This window comes from Izhakiella australiensis, from assembly GCF_002006995.1.
Classification (GTDB): Bacteria; Pseudomonadota; Gammaproteobacteria; order Enterobacterales; family Enterobacteriaceae; genus Izhakiella; species Izhakiella australiensis.
In genome coordinates this window covers 400,592-419,055 of record NZ_MRUL01000002.1, presented here as the reverse complement: position 1 = coordinate 419,055, position 18,464 = coordinate 400,592, and the positions used below count along the sequence as shown (strand labels likewise).

Genomic DNA, 18,464 nt, shown 5'->3' with positions numbered 1-18,464 from the left:
AGCGCCGGATGCACGCTTATCTTGCTGAAGAGCGGGGGCCAAGGCCTGATTTCCGCATCAGCACGCATCGACTGGTCGGGGTGATCCATGAATGCGAACAATCGCCGTCTGACAGGCGCACTGATTATCGGCGCCGCCGCCTTGGCGCTACTGCCCTGGTACAGCCTGGAGTCGGGTTTCTTTGACGGGCAGTGGTTAACCACCCTGTGGAGTGACGCCGCCAGCGCGCCTGCGCTGTGGCAAATGACATTTTATCAGCATCCCTGGCTGGCGCCGGTCGTGGTTCTTTACGCGCTGTGCGCGGCGGCTGGGCTGCTGGCTCCCGGAAGAATGCGCAGCTGGCTGCTGCTGGTGTGCAGCGCTATCGCCATTGCTTATCTGGTTTTTGAAGGCCATGCGATTGGCTACAGCGGCTGGAGCTGGCTATGGCTGGAGAATCTGTTCGGCGCCCTTGAGCAGGGACAGCCGGCGATGGGGGCCGGCGCGCTGCTGATGCTGGTGACCTTTCTGCTGCTGTTTTCTTTTGCCCTTGCTGAGCGCGGCGTGCTGAAAGGGGATGCTTTCGTTGTGGCGTCGATCCTGATGCTGGTAGCGCTGGTAAGCACCTTTGTACTTTATCCGGTGCTCAGTATGTTTGCGGTATCGGTGCAGGATGTCGACGGTAGCTTTCAGCCAGATGGCCTGCTGACTAACCTGCGCGATCCGTCAATCTGGAGTCTGTCATGTTTTGCCGGCGGCAGCTGTGGAACCGCCTGGCGCACGCTGTTTCTGGCGTTAATGACCGCCGGCGGCTCGACGCTGCTCGGATTGGCATTCGCGCTGGCCGCGACCCGCACCGCGCTGCCGTTTAAAAAAGCGCTGCGCATGCTGACTATTTTGCCGATCATTACGCCGCCGTTTGTTATCGGCCTGGCGCTGATCCTGCTATTTGGCCGCTCAGGCGTGGTAACCGGCCAGTTGGCAGCGCTGTTTGGTATTGAACCCGGGCGTTGGCTGTACGGTATGACCGGCATCTGGATCGCTCAGGTACTGTCGTTTACACCCATTGCTTTTCTGGTGCTGATTGGCGTCGTTGAAGGCGTCAGTCCGTCGCTGGAGGAAGCCTCCCAGACGCTGCGGGCCAACCGCTGGCGTACCTTTAGCCGTATTTCTCTGCCGCTGATGGCGCCGGGACTGGCGAACGCCTTTTTGATTAGCTTTATCGAAAGCATGGCGGATTTTGGCAACCCGATGGTACTGGGCGGCAGCCACGGGGTGCTCTCCACCGAGATATTCTTTTCCGTGGTCGGTGCGCAAAACGATCCCAGCCGGGCGGCAGTGCTGGCAATGATCCTGCTGTGCTTTACCCTGGCGGCATTTATTCTTCAGCGGCTGTGGCTGGGAGGCAAAAACTTTGCCACCGTCACCGGCAAAGGGGACAGCGGCAGGCACGGAGAGTTGCCAAAAGCGCTGCGCGCCGGGGTGTACGGCATGGTTATTCCCTGGGGACTGTTTACCCTGGTTATCTATGGCATGATCATGGTTGGCGGCTTTGTCCAGTCCTGGGGACTGGACAACTCGCTAACGCTGAATCATTACATCCGCGCCTTCCGTGTCAGCCTTAGCGATGGGCATCTGGCATGGAGCGGGGTGGCCTGGAACTCATTCTGGACGACGCTTGAGATCGCGCTGATCGCGGCGCCGCTGACCGCTGCGGTTGGCTTGCTTACCGCCTGGCTTATCGTGCGCCAGAAGTTCGCCGGCCGGCAAACCTTTGAGTTTATGCTGATGCTCAGCTTTGCCATTCCCGGTACGGTGATTGGCGTCAGCTATGTGATGGCCTACAACCTGCCGCCGCTGGAGATCACCGGTACGGCAATGATCCTGATCGCCTGCTTCGTTTTTCGCAATATGCCGGTTGGCGTTCGTGGCGGCATCGCTGCTATGTCGCAGCTGGATAAGAGTCTTGATGAAGCCTCACTGACGCTGGGCGCCAACAGTTTCCGCACTTTGCGTAAGGTGGTGCTACCGCTGCTGAAGCCGGCAATCAGCGCCGCGCTGGTGTATGCCTTTGTCCGGGCGATAACCTCGATCAGCGCGGTAATATTTCTGGTCAGCGCGCAGTACAACATGGCGACCTCATACATCGTCGGGCTGGTGGAAAACGGTGAGTACGGCGTTGCCATTGCCTATTCTTCGGTGCTTATCGTCGTGATGTTGACCATTATCGGCCTGTTCCAGCTGCTGGTCGGCGAGCGTCGGCTGCGCCGCGTCGCTAAGCCGGCGGTGCTTGCCGCCCCTTCCGCACCAACCTCATTAACTCAGGAGAGCGCCGTATGAACGCGGGTTCTGTCGTCTTCGAACATGTCTCTAAACGCTTCGCCGGCTTTACCGCCTTGCCCGATCTCTCCCTGACGGTGGAGGCCGGTACGCTGGTTACGCTGCTTGGGCCGTCCGGCTGTGGTAAAACCACGACGTTAAGGCTGCTGGCCGGGCTGGAACACCCCACCTCCGGGCGTATTTTGATCGGCGGTAAAGATGTTACCCACCTGCCGGCTAACGAGCGTGACGTCGCCATGGTGTTTCAGTCCTATGCGCTTTTCCCCCATATGACCGCGCTGGAAAATATCATGTACGGCCTGCAATCGGGTGGCGTGGCAAAGCGTGAAGCACAGGATCGCGCCCGCGAAGGGCTGCGGCTGGTCGGGCTGGAGAATCAGGGCGGCCGTCTGCCCTCTGAGCTTTCCGGCGGGCAGCAGCAGCGCATTGCAGTGGCGCGCGCGCTGGTGCTGGAGCCTCAGGTGCTGCTGCTGGATGAACCGCTTTCCAACCTTGACGAGCGCCTGCGCCGTCGGGTGCGTACTGACATCCGCGACCTGCAGCAGCGGCTGGGTTTTACTGCGGTATACGTTACCCACGATCAGGAGGAGGCGCTAGCGGTCTCCGATAAAATCATTGTCATGAAAGAAGGCGATATTGCTCAACAGGGCGCGCCGGAAACCCTTTACCATTCGCCGGAATCGGTTTTTATTGCCGACTTTATGGGCGAGGCCAATATCCTCCCCTGCGAAATAGAGCGCCATGAAGATGACTACGCGCTGGTCAGGCTTGGCCGCCAGCAGTATCGCGTGCGCGGTCATGCGGGGCGTACCGGCGCGGCGCAACTGTCGGTACGTCCGCAGTTTATCACCCTGACGGATAACGACGCCGGAGCGCTGCGCGGCGAGATAATTCACCGCACCTGGCTTGGCGACCATATTGAATATGAAGTGCAGACTGAACTGGGTGCGCTATTTATCGTTGACGCATTAATGGAACAGCAGCTCGCCATATCGGCCTCGGTTGCGGTGGATTTCAAGCCGCAGGGGCTGGCGTTGATTGCCAACTAATTTTTATAAGGATTGGATATGAGTGATAAAAATCAAAATCATTTGCAACAGCGGCTGGCGTTAGCGGAAGAGCTGGCGCGCGCGGGCGGAGAGGCCGCACTTGGCTGGTTCCATCGTCGGGAGAGCCTGGTGATTGAGACCAAGCATGACTTGCAGGACGTGGTATCAAAAGCCGACCGTGAGGTGGAGCAAATGATCGCCGCACGCGTGCGTGAACGGTTTCCGGATGACGGCTTTCTTGGCGAAGAGTACGGACTCCAGCGGGGCAGCTCCGGCTTCACCTGGGTGGTCGATCCGATCGACGGCACCAGCCCGTTTCTTAACGGTATGCCCAACTGGTGCGTCTCGGTGGCGGTGCTGCAGGATGCGGTGCCGGTCATTGGCGTGATTAACGCGCCTTGCTTTCAGGAAAGCTACGTCGCGGCCCTCGGTCAGGGGGCAACGCTCAATGGCCGCCGCCTGCAAGTCGACCCGACGCGGACCCTGCAAAACCACGTTACCGGCTTTGGCGCCAACAGCTATGTCAGCCCGGAAGCGGTCGGGGAGATCGTCGCGTCGTTGCTGGCCGCCGGCGGCAACTTTATCCGCATCGGCTCCGGCGCCCTGATGCTGGCCTGGGTTGCCGCAGGACGGGTGGTGGGTTATTACGAGCCCTATATGCACGCCTGGGACTGCCTGGCCGGCTACTGTCTGGTAAAAGAGGCGGGCGGCTGGTATCACCCGTTCAATATCGAAGGCGATCGCATCACCAAAGGCGCTAAGGTGCTGGCGGTGGCGCCGGGGGCCGAGGCCGATCTGCGCAAAATTGCCGGGCTGTAGCGGCGGCGTCACTCAGCCCGTGAACCAACCGGCCAGTCTGGCCGGTTATGCTGCGTGAAATGATTGGGTTAACTCTGACGGGCTGCATGGTCACTGGTCGAGATTTGACGACTCGCCAAGAATACGCCGCAGGCTATCCAGCGCCGGCGAGCGCAATGCTTTGCGCCAGATAAGCTGGTTAACGGCGCTGCCAGCCGGCAATACCCTCAGGCCTGTTGGCCGCTGTAGCAAATTCAGCACGCTTTCCGGCAGCAGGCATAGACAGCCGCCGGACGCAACGCAGGCCAGCATGGCGTGATAAGAACTTACCTCGTGGATCTGAACCCCTTTTTCTACGCCACTGCCAGCGGAAAGCATATTTATGGCGATATCGCGATAGCTGCAGCCTTGGGCAAAAGCGACCAGCCTGGCGCCGCGGATCTCGCTGATATGCCGGACCGGACTCATGCTGGCGGGCAGCACCAGCAGCAGCGTTTCGGCGTAGAGCGGCTGACAGCAAAGGTCAGGGGGGCAGATAACCTGGCCGTGGTTGTCCGTTGGCAGCGCCACCAGCGCGCAATCCAGCGCGGCGCTGGCCACCAGGCCTGTCAGCTGGCGGGTGGGCTGGGTGGTCAGTATCAGCCTGATGTCCGGGCAGTCACGGGCAAACTGCGCCAGCGGCTGCGGCAGGCGGCTGGCTGCCGTACACTCCATCGAACCGAGGGTAAGCACACCGGCTGGCGGGCGCGGATGCAGACTCTGGCGCGCTTCCTCGCCGAGGCTCAGCAGCTTTTTTGCATACACCAGAAACTGGCGGCCCTGCGGCGAGAGCTGTAGCCGCTTGTTTTCGCGAGTAAACAGCTGTGCATCCAGCTCTTCTTCCAGATGCTGGATGCGGGTAGTGACGTTTGACGGCGCCCGCCCCAGCCTGCGGGCTGCCTTCACGATGCCCAACTCTTCCGCCACCACGCAGAAAATTTCCAGCGAGCTGTGGTTCATGCTTTATTCTCTTTTTGGGAATAAGATTGATTTATTATGCATGAAAAGAGATTTTATGTCGGGTAACGTTCCACAGTTAGCAGGCAAAAATGATGACGACAAGTTTGTGCAATGCTCTTAATCTGCAGTATCCCATCGTCCAGGCGCCAATGGCCGGGGTATCAACGCCGCAGATGGCGGCAGCGGTAACCGCAGCCGGAGGGCTGGGATCAATCAGCGTTGGCGCATCGACGCCAGCACAGGCGGAAAAAATGATAGCGGAAACCCGCGCCCTTAGCGCCGGTCCCTTCAACGTTAACGTTTTTTGCCATCAACCCGTGGTAAGAAATGAAGCACTGGAAAGCGCATGGATTGAACGCTTTAATCCACTTTTTCAGCGCTATCAGGTGGCGTTACCGTCAGGCCTGACGGAAATTTACCAGACTTTCCATCAAAATGAGCCGATGCTGGCGGTGCTAGAGAAAATGCGACCGGCGGTGGTCAGCTTTCACTTTGGCATCCCTCCGGCAGAAGCCATCGGCCGCCTGAAGCAGTGCGGTATTGTGACGCTGGCGACCGCAACCAGTATTTATGAAGCGCAGGAGATTGCCGACAACGGCATTGATTTTATCGTTGCTCAGGGGATTGAAGCCGGTGGTCACCGCGGCATCTTTCATCCGGAGGAGAACGACCAGCAGCTGAGTACCTTCACGCTGTTGCAGGCAATCCGCAAGGTAATTGACCTGCCGGTTATTGCCGCCGGCGGCGTTATGGATGGGGCGGGCATTGCTGCGATGCTAACGCTGGGTGCGGCGGGTGTGCAGCTGGGCACCGCGTTTGTCCTGTGCCCGGAATCCGCCGCTAACGCTGCCTACCGCGCCGCGCTGAAAAGCGAAGCGGCCAGTCGGACGATGATGACCTCCGCGATATCCGGCCGGCCCGCCAGGTGTATCGCGAACGCCTTCTGCGCGCACGGCGAGCAGATTGCCCGCCATGAAGTTCCTGTCTATCCGTTAACCTATTCGCTAGGTAAAGCCGTGGCCGCCGCCGCGCGAGCCCAGGGCGAGTACGGCTATGATGCTCAGTGGGCTGGGCAGGGCGCTCACCTGGCGCGGGAAATGCCGGCGGCTGAACTGGTGCGCAGGTTAGTGGCGGAGTGGCAGCAGGCGGCAGGCGGCGTAACCCCGGTGGCTTAATTTGCTGCCACGGTCATTTGCGGATGCCGCTCATGAATCGCCTGTTGCACGCTATCGTACAGGGTATCAAGCAGCGGCTGCAGCAGTGGGTTATCGTTTTCCTGATGCCAGACCAGCAATAATTCGCTGTATAAATCTTTTAGCTCCGGCAGCGTGCGAAAAACCACCTTATCAAAACGAATATCGGCACTGCGCGCAGGCACCAGCGCTAATCCCAGTCCGCCATTAACCAGTGACAGGATCGCCACGGTTGAGCCAATGGAATGTACATATTTCGGTTCAACGCCGTGGCGACTCAAGGTCAGGTTGATCATGTCATGAAACGGGCGCCAGCTAGTGACTTCATAGTTAATGAATGGCTGATGATGCAGACAGGAAAGGGTCAGCTCCGGTTGATGGGCAAGAGGATGCCCGGACGGGATAGCCAGCACAAATGGCTCTTTAAGCAGTTGCCGGCCGGCAATGCCTTCAGGCAGCGGCGCAACGCGTACAATTCCCATATCAACCTGGCGTAAGCGCAGGGCGTTGAACTGAAACATTGACGGCATTTCACGCAGGTGGATAGCTATCTGTGGGTGAAGCTGCTGCATGCGGTCAATGAGCGTTGGTAAATAGTGATAGATAGCGCAGGAAACGAAGCTAAAGGTCAGGTTGCCGAGTTCGCCGGCAGCGATACGCTGTGCGTTACTGGTCGCGTTGGCGGCCAGCTCCAGCAGCTGGCGTGCTTCAGCCAAAAAAGCTCTGCCGGCGGCGGTCAGGGTCACTGAACGCGTCGAACGATCAAGTAATTTCACCCCGACCTGATGCTCCAGCATCTGAATCTGGCGGCTAAGCGGCGGCTGAGTCATATGCAAACGCGCGGCGGCGCGGCGAAAGCTTAACTCTTCTGCCACCACGATAAAGCAGTTTAACTGACCTAATTCCAGCATTGATACTTTTCCCGCAACAATACATTCACTGTTTAAAATGGACAGTATTCATAGCTGTTTGCAAGATAGTCCAGCCCAGTTTTTAAACAGTAAGGAATTTATGATCGTGGACACAAAACAGCAAACAGCGTTCCAGGACCGTATTCGCCAGGTGACGCTTACCAGTATTAACGTGCCGCTGAACATTGCGGTCAGCGACGCCAAGGTACTTACCGGGCGGCAAAAAGCGCTGACGGATGTCTCATTACTGATCGCTGAAATTGATACGGATCAGGGGGCTTACGGGCTGGGTTTCACCTATACGCTGCGCGTTGGTGCGGCGGCGCAGATGGCGCTGGCGCAGGAAGTTGCGCCGCTGCTTATCGGTGAAGATCCCAATGATATTGCCCGCCTGTGGAGCAAGTTGGTCTGGGCGTCGGCGTCGGTCGGTCGCAGCGGCGTGGCAACCCAGGCGATTGCCGCCTTCGATACCGCGCTATGGGACCTGAAATCGCGACGTGCAGGCTTACCGCTGGCTAAACTGCTTGGCGCTTATCGCAATGGTGTGCCCTGCTATAACACCTCGGGCGGCTATCTGCAGGCGTCAGTTGAGGAAATTACCGAAGCGGCAGCACAGTCACTGGCGCAGGGCATTGGCGGTATTAAAATGAAAGTCGGCCATCCTGACCGATCCGCTGACCTACAGCGGGTGGCAGCCGTTCGTCAGCAGTTAGGCGACCGGGTCGCGCTGATGGTGGATGCTAATCAGCAGTGGGATCGTACTACTGCGCTGCGTATGGGCGCTGCCCTTGAAAGCTTCAATTTACAGTGGATAGAGGAACCGCTGGACGCCTATGACATCGAAGGTCACGCCGCGCTGGCGCAGGCATTGATCACTCCGATTGGCACCGGAGAGATGTTAACCAGTGCTGGTGAAGTTGAACGCTATATTGAGCGTGGCGCCGTTGACCTGGTGATGCACGATGCGCCACGTATTGGCGGCATTACGCCTTTCCTCAAGGTCGCCGCGCTGGCGGAAAGCCGGGGGATGATGATGGCGCCACACTTTGTAATGGAAATCCATCTACATCTGGCCGCTGCCTACCCCCATGAAACCTGGGTCGAACATTTCGAATGGCTGGAGCCGGTGTTCAATGAGCGGCTGAACATTCACGACGGTAAAATGTGGATACCCGACCGGCCAGGACTAGGACTAAGCCTGCATGAGCGCGTCGCTGGCTGGACCCAGGCTCGCAAAGTGATTCAGCAGCCGACGTGATGCCTGGTGGCAAAATATCGTGCTGAAAACCCGGAGCGATTACGATCGCAGGGTGTTAATCCGGGCAAAACATTATTACCCCCCTACATAAAGTCAGGCACGTTACAGGATAAAAATGATGAACCATCAACCCGTAATGCAGAACGCCGGGCGGGCAACTCGTACCCGTTACATTATTTTGTGTTTTATTTTTTTAGCGACGATTTTTAATTACGTCGACCGCGCTACGCTGTCGGTAGCCGCACCTTTTATGAGTAAAGAGCTGGGCTTTGACGCCAGCCAGATGGGATGGGCGTTTTCTGCCTTTGGCTGGGCCTATGTCATTATGCAGATCCCCGGTGGATGGCTGCTGGATAAAGCGGGGGCGCGGTTGGTCTACGGACTGTCGCTGCTTATCTGGTCGCTGATTACCATGATGCAGGGATATATCTATCTTTTTTCCGCGCCGCTGCTTGCTTTGCTGATTCTTCGCTTTCTGATGGGCGGCGTTGAGGCACCGGCTTTTCCCGCAAACAGCCGGCTGTCGGTACAGTGGTTTCCTGAGCGCGAGCGCGCCTTTGTCACCTCGGTGTATTCAACGGCTCAATACGTTTCGTTAGCGTTATTTACGCCGATTATGACCTGGATTGTGCAGGGCTGGAGCTGGCACTATATTTTTTATTACATCGGCGCGGTAGGCGTGGCGCTCGGCTTGCTGTGGCTGTGGTATCTGCGCGATCCACTCAGTCACCGCCACGTCAATCAGGCGGAAATTGATTATATTGCGGCAGGCGGTGGTATCCCCGATCTTACGCCGATGCAAAAACCTTTACGCCAGCAATGGCCGCAAATCAAAGCGCTACTCAGCCATCGAATGATGATCGGCGTTTACATCGGTCAGTTTTGCCTGACTTCGATCACCTGGTTTTTCCTGACCTGGTTTCCAACCTACCTCTACCAGGCGCGCGGCATGACCATCCTTAAAGTCGGCCTCGTCGCGGCTATTCCCGCCATCGCCGGTTTCATCGGCGGCATCCTCGGTGGTTTATTTTCTGACTATTTACTGCGCAAGGGTTACAGCCTGACGCTGGCGCGTAAGCTGCCGATTATGGCCGGTATGATTGTCTCAAGCGTCATTATGCTGGCGAATGTGACGCAGTCTGACGTAATAGTGGTCCTGGTAATGAGCGTTGCATTCTTTGCCAAAGGTTTCGGCAATATTGGTTGGTGCGTGCTCAGCGATACTTCGCCCAAGCAGCTGCTGGGAATAGCCGGCGGTCTGTTCAACTTCTTTGGCAATATCGCCAGCATCGTGACGCCGCTATGCATTGGCTGGATCTTATCTTCAACCGGGAAATTCGATCTGGCGATTATTTACGTTGGCGCCATGGGGCTGATTGGCGCTGCCTCATACCTGATTATCGTCGGACCGCTGGAGCGTCTGCACGAACAACCAATGCATTAATCCGCGTAGAGCGCCAGGCCAGAGTGCTGTTAGTGGTAATAAGAATGCCTGGTTGGCTATCGATCAAACGCTGCGCTATCGCCGAAGGTCCGCCGGTCTTAGCGCAGTGTGCCGCAGCAGATTACAGCCCCTCTTCGTTACGCAGCATGACTCGCGTGAGGATAAACGACAGCACCAGCGAGATAATCACCCCTGATATCGCCCAGACGAAGTAGGGGCCGATATATGCCGGCAGGCTGAAGATGCTGGATAAGATGTACCCGTACAGGCGTACGCCGAAGAAACCGATAAAGGCGGAAGCCAGCGCGCTGGAAATGGTGGCGGCGATAAAGGCTTTTTTATAGCGGGTGAGAACCCCGAACAGCGCCGGTTCGGTGATGCCCAATAGCGCCGAAATGGCCGCCGAAAGGGTGACGGACTTTTCCGCCCGCTGGCGATTCAGGTGCCAGACGGCGAAGGTTGCCCCGGCAATCGACATATTGGCCATAAACATCATCGGCATCAGCATGTCATAGCCGCGATCGCTGAAATTTTGCAGCGCTACGGGCGTCATGGCGTGATGCATACCGGTGAGTATGGCCAGCGGGCGGATCGCCCCGACCACCAGTCCGGCGAAGCTGGCTGAAACGCCGAATAGCCCTTCGATAAACCAGGCGAGCGCTTTGCCCAGCCAGATGCCAATGGGGCCTATGACGACTAATGCGGTTAATGCTGCAAGAAACAGGGTCAGGGTCGGGGTAAAAACCGTTTTCAGCACCTCCGGCATAATGCTATCCACCCAGCGGTGAATGTAGCTCAGCGCCAGAATTGAAAAGATCACCGGTATCACGCTGGATGAATAGTTAAAAACCGCCACCGGCAGGATATCCATAATCCAGAACGCGCTGACCGCATCAGGCTGATGGGCAGCCAGGGCTTTGGCGGCGTCAATCAGCGAGGGGTACATCAGGCAGGCGGCAACCGCTGCGGCCAGATATTCGTTGGTTTTAAATATCTTAGCGGCGGAAACGGCCAGAAAAAACGGCAGAAAGTAGAAGACGCCGCTGGCGATCAGGTCGATAACCATCACCGTATCGCTTTTAGCGGATATCAGTTTCAATGCCACCAACCCCGCCAGTAAACCTTTAATCATACCGGCGCCGGCAATGGCGGGCACAATCGGGCCGAACACGCCGGAAACGGTATCCATAAACAGCGAGACCAGGCCTTTACGCCCTTTAGCATTCACGGGCTGTGGGTTATCTTGTTTGCCAAGCGCGGGCAGCAGCAACTGATACCAGCTGTCTACTTTAGGACCAATAATTATCTGAAACTGATCGCTTTGCATCTGCGCGCCAAGTACGCCGGGGACTTTCTTTATTTCATTTTGGTCAACTTTATTCTCATCAATCAGATCAAAACGCAGTCGGGTCATGCAATGCCAAACTTTATTTATATTTTTCTCACCGCCAATTAATGCAATGATCTTTTTTATAGCTTGCTGCGTTTCCATATCCTCTCCCGAGGCTGTTCTATCACAATAATTGCATTCATGATAAATAAGGCGTTGCAGCAAAACAAACCAATAAAAGTTGACTTGCTTCACAAAAGCCTGCTGATAAGCGAGTCTATTAACTTGTTTTAGTCAATTGGTCCGTTTTAATTGCGGTTTAATTACGTTTTTCTGACCAATAAAATTTAATTAAAAAAGCATTTGCGCCGCTGCTTTTTTGCAATGATTATAATATTAACAATAGCTATTTAAGCGTTTAAATCTCCGTCAAGGTCAAAGCAAGGGAGCGTATTCTGTGACGCCGACTATTATTGAAAATATTAGCTGTTTCATTACCCGGCCGGACCGGCATAACCTGGTCACCGTGCGGGTAACCACCAATAAAGGCGTGACGGGATATGGCTGTGCAACCTTCCAGCAGCGCCCGCTGGCGGTTAAAACGCTGGTGGATGAGTACCTGGTCCCTTTAATCACCGGTCGCGACGCCAATAATATTGAAGACCTGTGGAATCTGATGAACGTCAACGCTTACTGGCGCAACGGCCCGGTAAGCAATAATGCCATTTCCGGCATTGATATGGCGCTATGGGATATCAAAGCGCAGCTGGCCGGCATGCCGCTCTATCAGCTCTGGGGCGGTAAAGCGCGCGATGCCATCGCCTGCTACAGCCACGCCAGCGGCGAAACGCTGGCGGAATTGTTCGATGCCGTCGATAAGCTGCTTGATCAGGGCTATCGCCATATACGCTGCCAGCTTGGTTTTTATGGCGGAACGCCGGGCAATCTTCATATGCCGCAGAATGCCACGCCGGGTGCTTATTACTCGCAGCAGGAGTATATGCAAAACACCGTCGAAATGTTCAGTGCCCTGCGGGAGAAATACGGCTCACGCTTTGAAATTTTGCATGATGTCCATGAGCGGCTTTTTCCGCAGCAGGCGATACAGCTGGCCAGGCAGTTGGAGCCGTTCAATCCCTACTTTCTTGAGGACGTTGTGCCGCCGCATCAGACTGCCTGGCTCGATCGGCTAAGGCAGCAATCAGCGGTGCCGCTGGCGCTGGGTGAACTGTTTAACAATCCTGCGGAGTGGCATGAGCTGATTATTAACCGCCGCATCGATTTTTTACGCTGCCACGTTTCACAAATTGGCGGCATTACGCCGGCGCTTAAGCTGGCAGCGCTGTGCGAGGCCTTCGGCGTCAGGCTTGCCTGGCACGGGCCAGGCGATATGACGCCGATTGGCGTGGCGGTGAATACCCATCTTAATATTCATCTGCACAACGCGGCTATTCAGGAGTTTATTCCGCCATCTGCCGCTACCCGCGCAGTATTCCCCGGCGCGCCGGAGGTCAGGGAAGGGTATATTTATCCGCCTGAAAGCAACGGGACTGGTGTTTCATTTAACCCGTCTTTGGCTGAGAAGCACCCGTTGGTTTACCGTCCCCATGAATGGACGCAAAGCCGGCTACCGGACGGAACGATGCATACGCCCTGATCTAATGCTGCTGGCGAAACTGCAAATTATCGCGGTTATGGGGAATTAAGTAGGTGCAGGAATAATCGATATCGATAATATCGCTGATCTCGTAAACCTGGCCATCATGCAGGAAGCCGCGGTTGATTATCTGCATAGCCGGGCTGCCTTTTTTACAGCCGAGCAGCGCCGCCTGCTCGCGCGTCACCACGGTTGCCCGGTAGCTGGTCAGCAGGTGCGAAATCTGATACCCCTTACTCAGTACGTACTGTTGTATCGATTGCTCAATGATTTTACCGCTGAGATCGTCAAAAGCTGCGGCCGGCATCCGGGATATTTCAATCTGTACCGCCGTGCCGTCAACGTAGCGCAGGCGGCAAAACTCCCAAATAAACGCCGCATCATTAATGGTAAATATCTGCTGTTCATCGCTGTCGGGCCGTCTTTTATGCAGGCTGATCAGGCGATAGCGCATGCGGTTAAAGTGCTTTTCGGTTATTGAGTTATAGACCAGCGGATTGTTACGCACCGACTCATTTACCCAGATGCCTGAACCCTGCACGATGCGCACCGCGCCGATATTAACTAACTTTTCCAGCGCCTGGCGGATGGTAAAGCGGGAAACGCAATACTCCAGCGCCAGCTGCCTTTCCGGCGGCAGTCTGCGTGGCCCGTCGTCAGGAAGGCGATAAATTCTGCTGAGTAAGTCCTGGATGACAAATTCTTTCTTTCGCATCTGCTGATTCCAACTGCGGCTGCTCAAACCAGACTCAATCATAGCGTTAAACAAGGCGCGAAATCTCACCCTCCGGCAAAAGACATTGACAGCAGGTAGTAGGGTGTTACATTTAGCCTGTAAAGTGTAATATATTACATTTCATTACCGCTGGAGAAAATTACATGGGCGTTAAAACAGATAAAGGTGTGGTTTTGAGCTGTCTGGCAATCATGTTTTATGCAGTTTCATCCCATGCTGCACCGGTTCAGAGCGCAGCCACAGGCGAAAATGGAAAGGTTGAGCCGGTGGCGGACGTGGTGGCGCTGGTGCCTGAAGCCATTAAAAAGCGCGGCGTGCTGCGCGTGGCGACCATGACCAAATATCAGCCCTTTTCTTTTGTCTCCGGCGGCAAGAACGTGGGCATGATCCCGGAAATGGTGACGGCTGTTGCCGAAACGATGGGGCTGAAAGCAGAAATACAAGGGATGGACTTTCCTGGCATCCTGCTCGGTCTTCAGGCGCAGAAATATGATATCGGCATGGGTGAATTCTTTGTCAGAAAGGACCGTGTCGAGGTGGCCGATTTTGTCACCGAATGGAGTAATTATGATGCTTTTGTGGTGAATAAAGACAGCAAGTATATGCCGCAAACCATTGATGATGCCTGCGGCCATAAGATAGCCATCCTTGCCGGCTCCTCCGGCGTGCCAACAATGAATGAAGCCAAAGAGCACTGCGCAAAGGTGGGTAAACCGTTGCCTAAGGTCAGCGTGTTTCCACAAATGTCGGATGCGGTGCTGGCACTTTCCAGCCATCGCGCTGAGGCGGTGCTTACCGGGCGGGAAGTCGGGCTGACGCTGGTTGCTTCAGGCCAGCCTTTTGTTCCGAGTGGGCGCGTGGGTGGTGGTCCCTGCGCGACGGCGGTGGCGCGCAATGCGTCGAGCGATAAATTAGCGCAGGCGCTTCAGGCAGCCTATCTCTCTTTGATTAAGTCCGGTAAGTACGCGCAAATCCATAAAAAATGGGGGACGGATTACGGGATGATCGCTAACCCGACTATCTATCGTAAAGGCGATACCCTGCCAGAATATAAAATAGAGTAAGCGTCAGCAGTACGGCCGTCAGGTGAACTGAGCGGGCTTATCTGACCCGCTAAGGTGTTTTTCCGGGAGATAACATGTATTCGCGACATCATTACTCGGTTATTGATATGCATTCCGCCGGCGCGCAGGCGCGGGTGGTTATTGGTGGAATTCCGCAGGCCAAAGGCAGCACCATGAATCAGAGACGGCAGTATCTGGCTGCTAACTTCGATTATGTGCGCAAGCTTTTGATGTATGAGCCGCGCGGTGGCGCCCAGATGAGCGGGAGTTTGATCGTCGAACCTTGCGATCCGCGTGCTGATGTCGGCATTTTGTTTATCGAAAGCGGCGGCTGGCTTACCATGTGCGGCGCCGGAACCATCGGCGCGGCAACGGCGCTGGTGGAGTCAGGAATGTTCCCGGCTATCGAGCCTCAAACGTCGATTGTGTTCGACACGCCCGCCGGGTTGGTGACCGCTTGTATTGAAGTCAGAGATGGCTGCGTGCAGAGCGTGTCCCTTGAAAACGTTCCTTCATGGTTGGCGGTTAAAGATCACCACATTGAGCTGGCGCAGTACGGCGACGTTGAGGTTGACATCGCTTATGGCGGTAATTTTTACCTTATCGCTCCTGCGGAGCGCTTCGGTCTTGATATCACCCCGGCCTGTGCCGAGGCGCTGATCGCCGTGGGGCGCGCGCTGCGGGAGAAGACCAACGCCACTATCAGCGTTCGTCATCCGCTGGAAGAGGTTACCGCTCCCATCCCTAACGTTATTTTCACCGGCCGCGGATCGCAGCCCGGCGTCTACCGCAACATGGTGCTGTTTGGTGAAGCCGGCGTGGATCGCTCACCCGGTGGCACCGGCACTTCGGCACGGATGGCACAGCGTTATGCACGCGGCGAGCTGGCGCTAAATACGCCTTTTATGCATGAAAGTATTATTGGTTCCCGTTTTGAAGGTCGCCTGATTGGGGTACAAACGGTGGCCGGGCAGGAGATGGTTACCCCGGTTATCAAAGGTCGCGCTTTTATTACCGCACTGCGTAATTTTTATCTCGACCCGCAAGACCCTTTTCAGGAAGGCTTTGGCGTTGGCTATGCTGCCGATGCGCGGCGTCCTGACTTCTCCAGCCGGGAGGGACAGGCATGAAATCCAACGTTCAGTATTCGGTAATTGACGCACACAGCGCCGGCGCGCCGGCGCGCGTGGTCATCGGCGGCGTGCCGCCGGTGCCGGGCTCCACTATCCGCGAAAAGCGCGCTTATCTGATGGCCCAGCGTGATGACATCAGAAAGCTGCTGATGTATGAACCGCGCGGTAGCTCAGAGATGTGCGGCAGCATTCTGATGCAGCCCTGTAATCCACAGGCGGATCTTGGCATCGTTTTTATTGAGAGTGGCGGTTGGCCATTGATGTGCGGCGCAGGCACCATTGGCGCGGCGACCGTGGCGGTGGCGAACGGCTATGTCGAAGTGACTGAGCCGGTTTGTCAGATTATATTCGATACGCCGGCAGGCCTGGTGACGGCGCAGGTTGAGGTGGTTAACGGCGCGGTACAAGGGGTAACCATTGAGAACGTTGCTTCTTATATGGTTGCTGAAAATCAGCCGATATCGCTGCCTGAGTCAGGAACGCTTGCCGTCGATATCGTTTATGGCGGTAATTATTATGCGCTGGTTTCGGCTGCCAGCCTTGGGCTTAGCGTGCAGCCGGAATTCGCCGAGCAGCTGGTGGCGGCGGGACGGGCGATCCGCGATAGGGTGAATAGCGAGCTGAATATTACCGATCCGCAGACCGGAAGCCCTTTCACGGTGCCGATGGTTATTTTTACCGAAGAGCAAAACGCGGCGGGCAGCTACCGCAATCTGGTGTTCTTCGGCGAATCGGGCGTTGACCGCTCGCCCGGCGGCACCGGCACCTCGGCGCGCATGGCCCAGCGTTTTTATCGCCGCCAGCAGGCCGTGGGCGAAAGCTTTTTGCACGAAAGTATTATCGGCTCGGTTTTTCAGGGCACCATTGCCCGCACCACGCTGCTTAACGGCGTTGAGGCGATAATCCCCAGGATACGCGGCTGCGCATATATTATTGCGCAGTCTACTTTTCTGCTCGATCCCGACGATCCGTTCTGTGAAGGTTTTGGCGTTGGCTATGGCAGCGATGCCCGTTTTCCCGGCTAGCTGCGGGGTTAATACGTAATAGTCTTTATCCGGTCTGCTGTAAAATAACCGCTCAGCCTGCTGCGCGGTTATTTTCACTGCTCAGAATGCAAGGCGCTTCTCTCTGCGCTATGCGCCCACGTTATCGCTTTTATCACCTTTGTCATCGCCGCTTGCGCCGCACAGACGGGTCTGGCTGACTGCAAGCCGCTCATCGGGCAACAGCAGAGAGAAAACCACCCCGATCGCAGCGACGGCGGCCACCGCGCTATAAATGCCCTGAAAGCTACCGGACAGTGACTGCAGGTAGCCGCTGATCGTATTGCCAGCGCTGGTGCCGATGCCGAGAAAAACGTTGGCAACAGCAAAGATGGCGATGGAAGTCTGCGGGGTAGCCGTCTTGCTGATATAGGCCGGAATCAGCCCGTAGACCGCATAAAAAGAGAGGCCGAAAGCGACTGCTGCCGTTCGCAGCGCGCTTGTTCCGCCGCCGCTCGCCACCAGCCAGCCGGCGCTCAGCAGAATACCAAACGCCAGTGCCAGCACGAGACGCACGCCGACCTTGTCAGCCAGCAGACCAAAAGCGAAGCCGCTGACAAAGCCAGTGATGCCAATAATTGACCAGAGCTGGCCGATAAACGAGATTGAAAAATGGCGTTCATTACCGAGAAATGAGGCCAGATAATTCTGCCAGGGGCCGCAGGCAATACCGCTTAGCGCCAGTAGCGTCCACACCAGCAGATTGCGGCCGGTGACCAGCGCGACGAATCGTCGCGGTCCAGTCGAATGTGTTTGCCGCAGCGCACCATGCTGATGCGTGTCCGTTTCAAACGCAGCCGCGGCAAGTTTACGTAATATAAGATAACCGATGATGGCTGCGGCAAGCGAAACCGAACCGATGACCATCCAGACGGCTCGCCAGTCATAGTGATTGATAAAAAACGGCACCATCAGACCTTTAGCAAACTGCCCGTAGGCTGTTCCGCTGGAGATCAGTCCGTTGACGCTTGATTGCCAGGCGGGCGATACGGTTTTTGCTACCACGCCAACGGTTGGGATCACCATCATTGCGGCGCAGGAACCGAGAGCGATTAATAAAATGCCCATCTGCCAGACATTTTGTACTGCTGAAAGCAACATTAGCAGTACGCCAGCCGCCAGTACGGCTGCCACGATGACGTTTCCACCGCCGAACCGGCGAGTGACCGCTGAACAGAGCAGTGATGCAGCCAAAAAGGCTATCTGCGCTCCGCCGGTAATAAAGCCGACAGACAGAATGTCAAAACCAAGACTATTACGCATATAGCTGACCAGTACCGCAAACAGATACAGCCCAAAACCGAAAACGATGGCCATATACAGCGTAAGCACCACTGCTACGCCAATCGCCGTTATCCGTCTGGCATGACGCACGCTGTTTTCTTCAGATTGCATAACCAACCGCTCCTTTTGCAATATCACAGGGATTTGTCAGACCCATGCACTTAGTCTTTGCCTGGATGTCCGCGCTTCAGTTATGATTCATATAGGCTTGCATCTATATAGATTAAATACTATATAGCTATTTGT

Annotated in this window: 15 protein-coding genes; 10 read left to right on the top strand and 5 right to left on the bottom strand. The window is 56.1% G+C overall.

The window, feature by feature from the left end:
• Positions 1–87: 87 nt before the first annotated feature.
• From BTJ39_RS05275 to BTJ39_RS05265, 3 genes are read left to right on the top strand one after another with little or no spacing between them, the layout of a single operon-like run.
• Positions 88–2,319: an ABC transporter permease gene (locus tag BTJ39_RS05275; RefSeq protein WP_078001626.1), complete on the top strand. Its 2,232-nt coding sequence runs from the start codon at positions 88–90 to the stop codon at positions 2,317–2,319.
• Entirely contained in the window at positions 2,316–3,368 is a 1,053-nt protein-coding gene (locus tag BTJ39_RS05270) for an ABC transporter ATP-binding protein (RefSeq protein WP_078001625.1), read from the top strand. The genes BTJ39_RS05275 and BTJ39_RS05270 overlap by 4 nt, the downstream gene beginning before the upstream one ends.
• 18 nt (positions 3,369–3,386) lie before the next feature.
• Positions 3,387–4,187, top strand: a complete 801-nt coding sequence (locus BTJ39_RS05265) for an inositol monophosphatase family protein (protein ID WP_078001624.1) — start codon at positions 3,387–3,389, stop codon at positions 4,185–4,187.
• Between the two features lie 90 nt (positions 4,188–4,277).
• Here BTJ39_RS05265 and BTJ39_RS05260 read toward each other — a convergent pair whose 3' ends face one another.
• On the bottom strand, positions 4,278–5,165 hold the full coding sequence (locus tag BTJ39_RS05260) for a LysR family transcriptional regulator (protein ID WP_078001623.1): 888 nt from the start codon (positions 5,163–5,165) through the stop codon (positions 4,278–4,280).
• Positions 5,166–5,257: 92 nt separating this feature from the next.
• On the opposite strand from BTJ39_RS05260, the gene BTJ39_RS05255 reads away from it, so the two are divergent.
• Positions 5,258–6,340 (top strand): NAD(P)H-dependent flavin oxidoreductase, encoded by a 1,083-nt coding sequence (locus BTJ39_RS05255; protein ID WP_078001622.1) that lies wholly within the window; start codon positions 5,258–5,260, stop codon positions 6,338–6,340.
• Here the strand turns inward: BTJ39_RS05255 and BTJ39_RS05250 are convergent.
• A complete protein-coding gene (locus BTJ39_RS05250; protein ID WP_078001621.1) occupies positions 6,337–7,269 on the bottom strand; it encodes a LysR family transcriptional regulator in 933 nt (310 codons plus the stop codon). The genes BTJ39_RS05255 and BTJ39_RS05250 overlap by 4 nt on opposite strands.
• A gap of 106 nt (positions 7,270–7,375) precedes the next feature.
• Here BTJ39_RS05250 and BTJ39_RS05245 point away from each other — a divergent pair, with 106 nt between their 5' ends.
• Both BTJ39_RS05245 and BTJ39_RS05240 read left to right on the top strand, forming a co-directional pair.
• Positions 7,376–8,527, top strand: coding sequence for an L-talarate/galactarate dehydratase (locus BTJ39_RS05245; protein ID WP_422386010.1), 1,152 nt, complete (start codon positions 7,376–7,378; stop codon positions 8,525–8,527).
• A 136-nt stretch (positions 8,528–8,663) separates the two neighbouring features.
• Positions 8,664–9,971, top strand: coding sequence for an MFS transporter (locus BTJ39_RS05240; protein ID WP_078001753.1), 1,308 nt, complete (start codon positions 8,664–8,666; stop codon positions 9,969–9,971).
• Between the two features lie 121 nt (positions 9,972–10,092).
• Here the strand turns inward: BTJ39_RS05240 and BTJ39_RS05235 are convergent, their stop codons facing one another.
• Complete coding sequence (locus BTJ39_RS05235) at positions 10,093–11,463, bottom strand: PTS transporter subunit EIIC (protein ID WP_078001619.1); 1,371 nt, start codon at positions 11,461–11,463, stop codon at positions 10,093–10,095.
• A 295-nt stretch (positions 11,464–11,758) separates the two neighbouring features.
• On the opposite strand from BTJ39_RS05235, the gene BTJ39_RS05230 reads away from it, so the two are divergent.
• Positions 11,759–12,958: an enolase C-terminal domain-like protein gene (locus BTJ39_RS05230; RefSeq protein WP_078001618.1), complete on the top strand. Its 1,200-nt coding sequence runs from the start codon at positions 11,759–11,761 to the stop codon at positions 12,956–12,958.
• 1 nt (position 12,959) lies between these two features.
• Here the strand turns inward: BTJ39_RS05230 and BTJ39_RS05225 are convergent, their stop codons facing one another.
• Positions 12,960–13,673, bottom strand: coding sequence for a GntR family transcriptional regulator (locus BTJ39_RS05225; protein ID WP_078001752.1), 714 nt, complete (start codon positions 13,671–13,673; stop codon positions 12,960–12,962).
• A gap of 164 nt (positions 13,674–13,837) precedes the next feature.
• Here BTJ39_RS05225 and BTJ39_RS05220 point away from each other — a divergent pair, with 164 nt between their 5' ends.
• The 3 genes from BTJ39_RS05220 (at position 13,838) to BTJ39_RS05210 (ending at position 16,916) form a co-directional block, all read left to right on the top strand.
• A complete protein-coding gene (locus BTJ39_RS05220) occupies positions 13,838–14,758 on the top strand; it encodes a transporter substrate-binding domain-containing protein (protein ID WP_078001617.1) in 921 nt (306 codons plus the stop codon).
• Between the two features lie 74 nt (positions 14,759–14,832).
• Entirely contained in the window at positions 14,833–15,888 is a 1,056-nt protein-coding gene (locus BTJ39_RS05215) for a proline racemase family protein (RefSeq protein WP_078001616.1), read from the top strand.
• Positions 15,885–16,916 carry a proline racemase family protein gene (locus BTJ39_RS05210; RefSeq protein ID WP_078001615.1) on the top strand — a complete coding sequence of 344 codons (1,032 nt, stop codon included), beginning with the start codon at positions 15,885–15,887 and terminating at the stop codon, positions 16,914–16,916. Before BTJ39_RS05215 ends, BTJ39_RS05210 begins: the two co-directional genes overlap by 4 nt.
• A gap of 108 nt (positions 16,917–17,024) precedes the next feature.
• Here the strand turns inward: BTJ39_RS05210 and BTJ39_RS05205 are convergent, their stop codons facing one another.
• Positions 17,025–18,329 carry an MFS transporter gene (locus tag BTJ39_RS05205; RefSeq protein WP_078001614.1) on the bottom strand — a complete coding sequence of 435 codons (1,305 nt, stop codon included), beginning with the start codon at positions 18,327–18,329 and terminating at the stop codon, positions 17,025–17,027.
• Between the last annotated feature and the right edge of the window lie 135 nt (positions 18,330–18,464).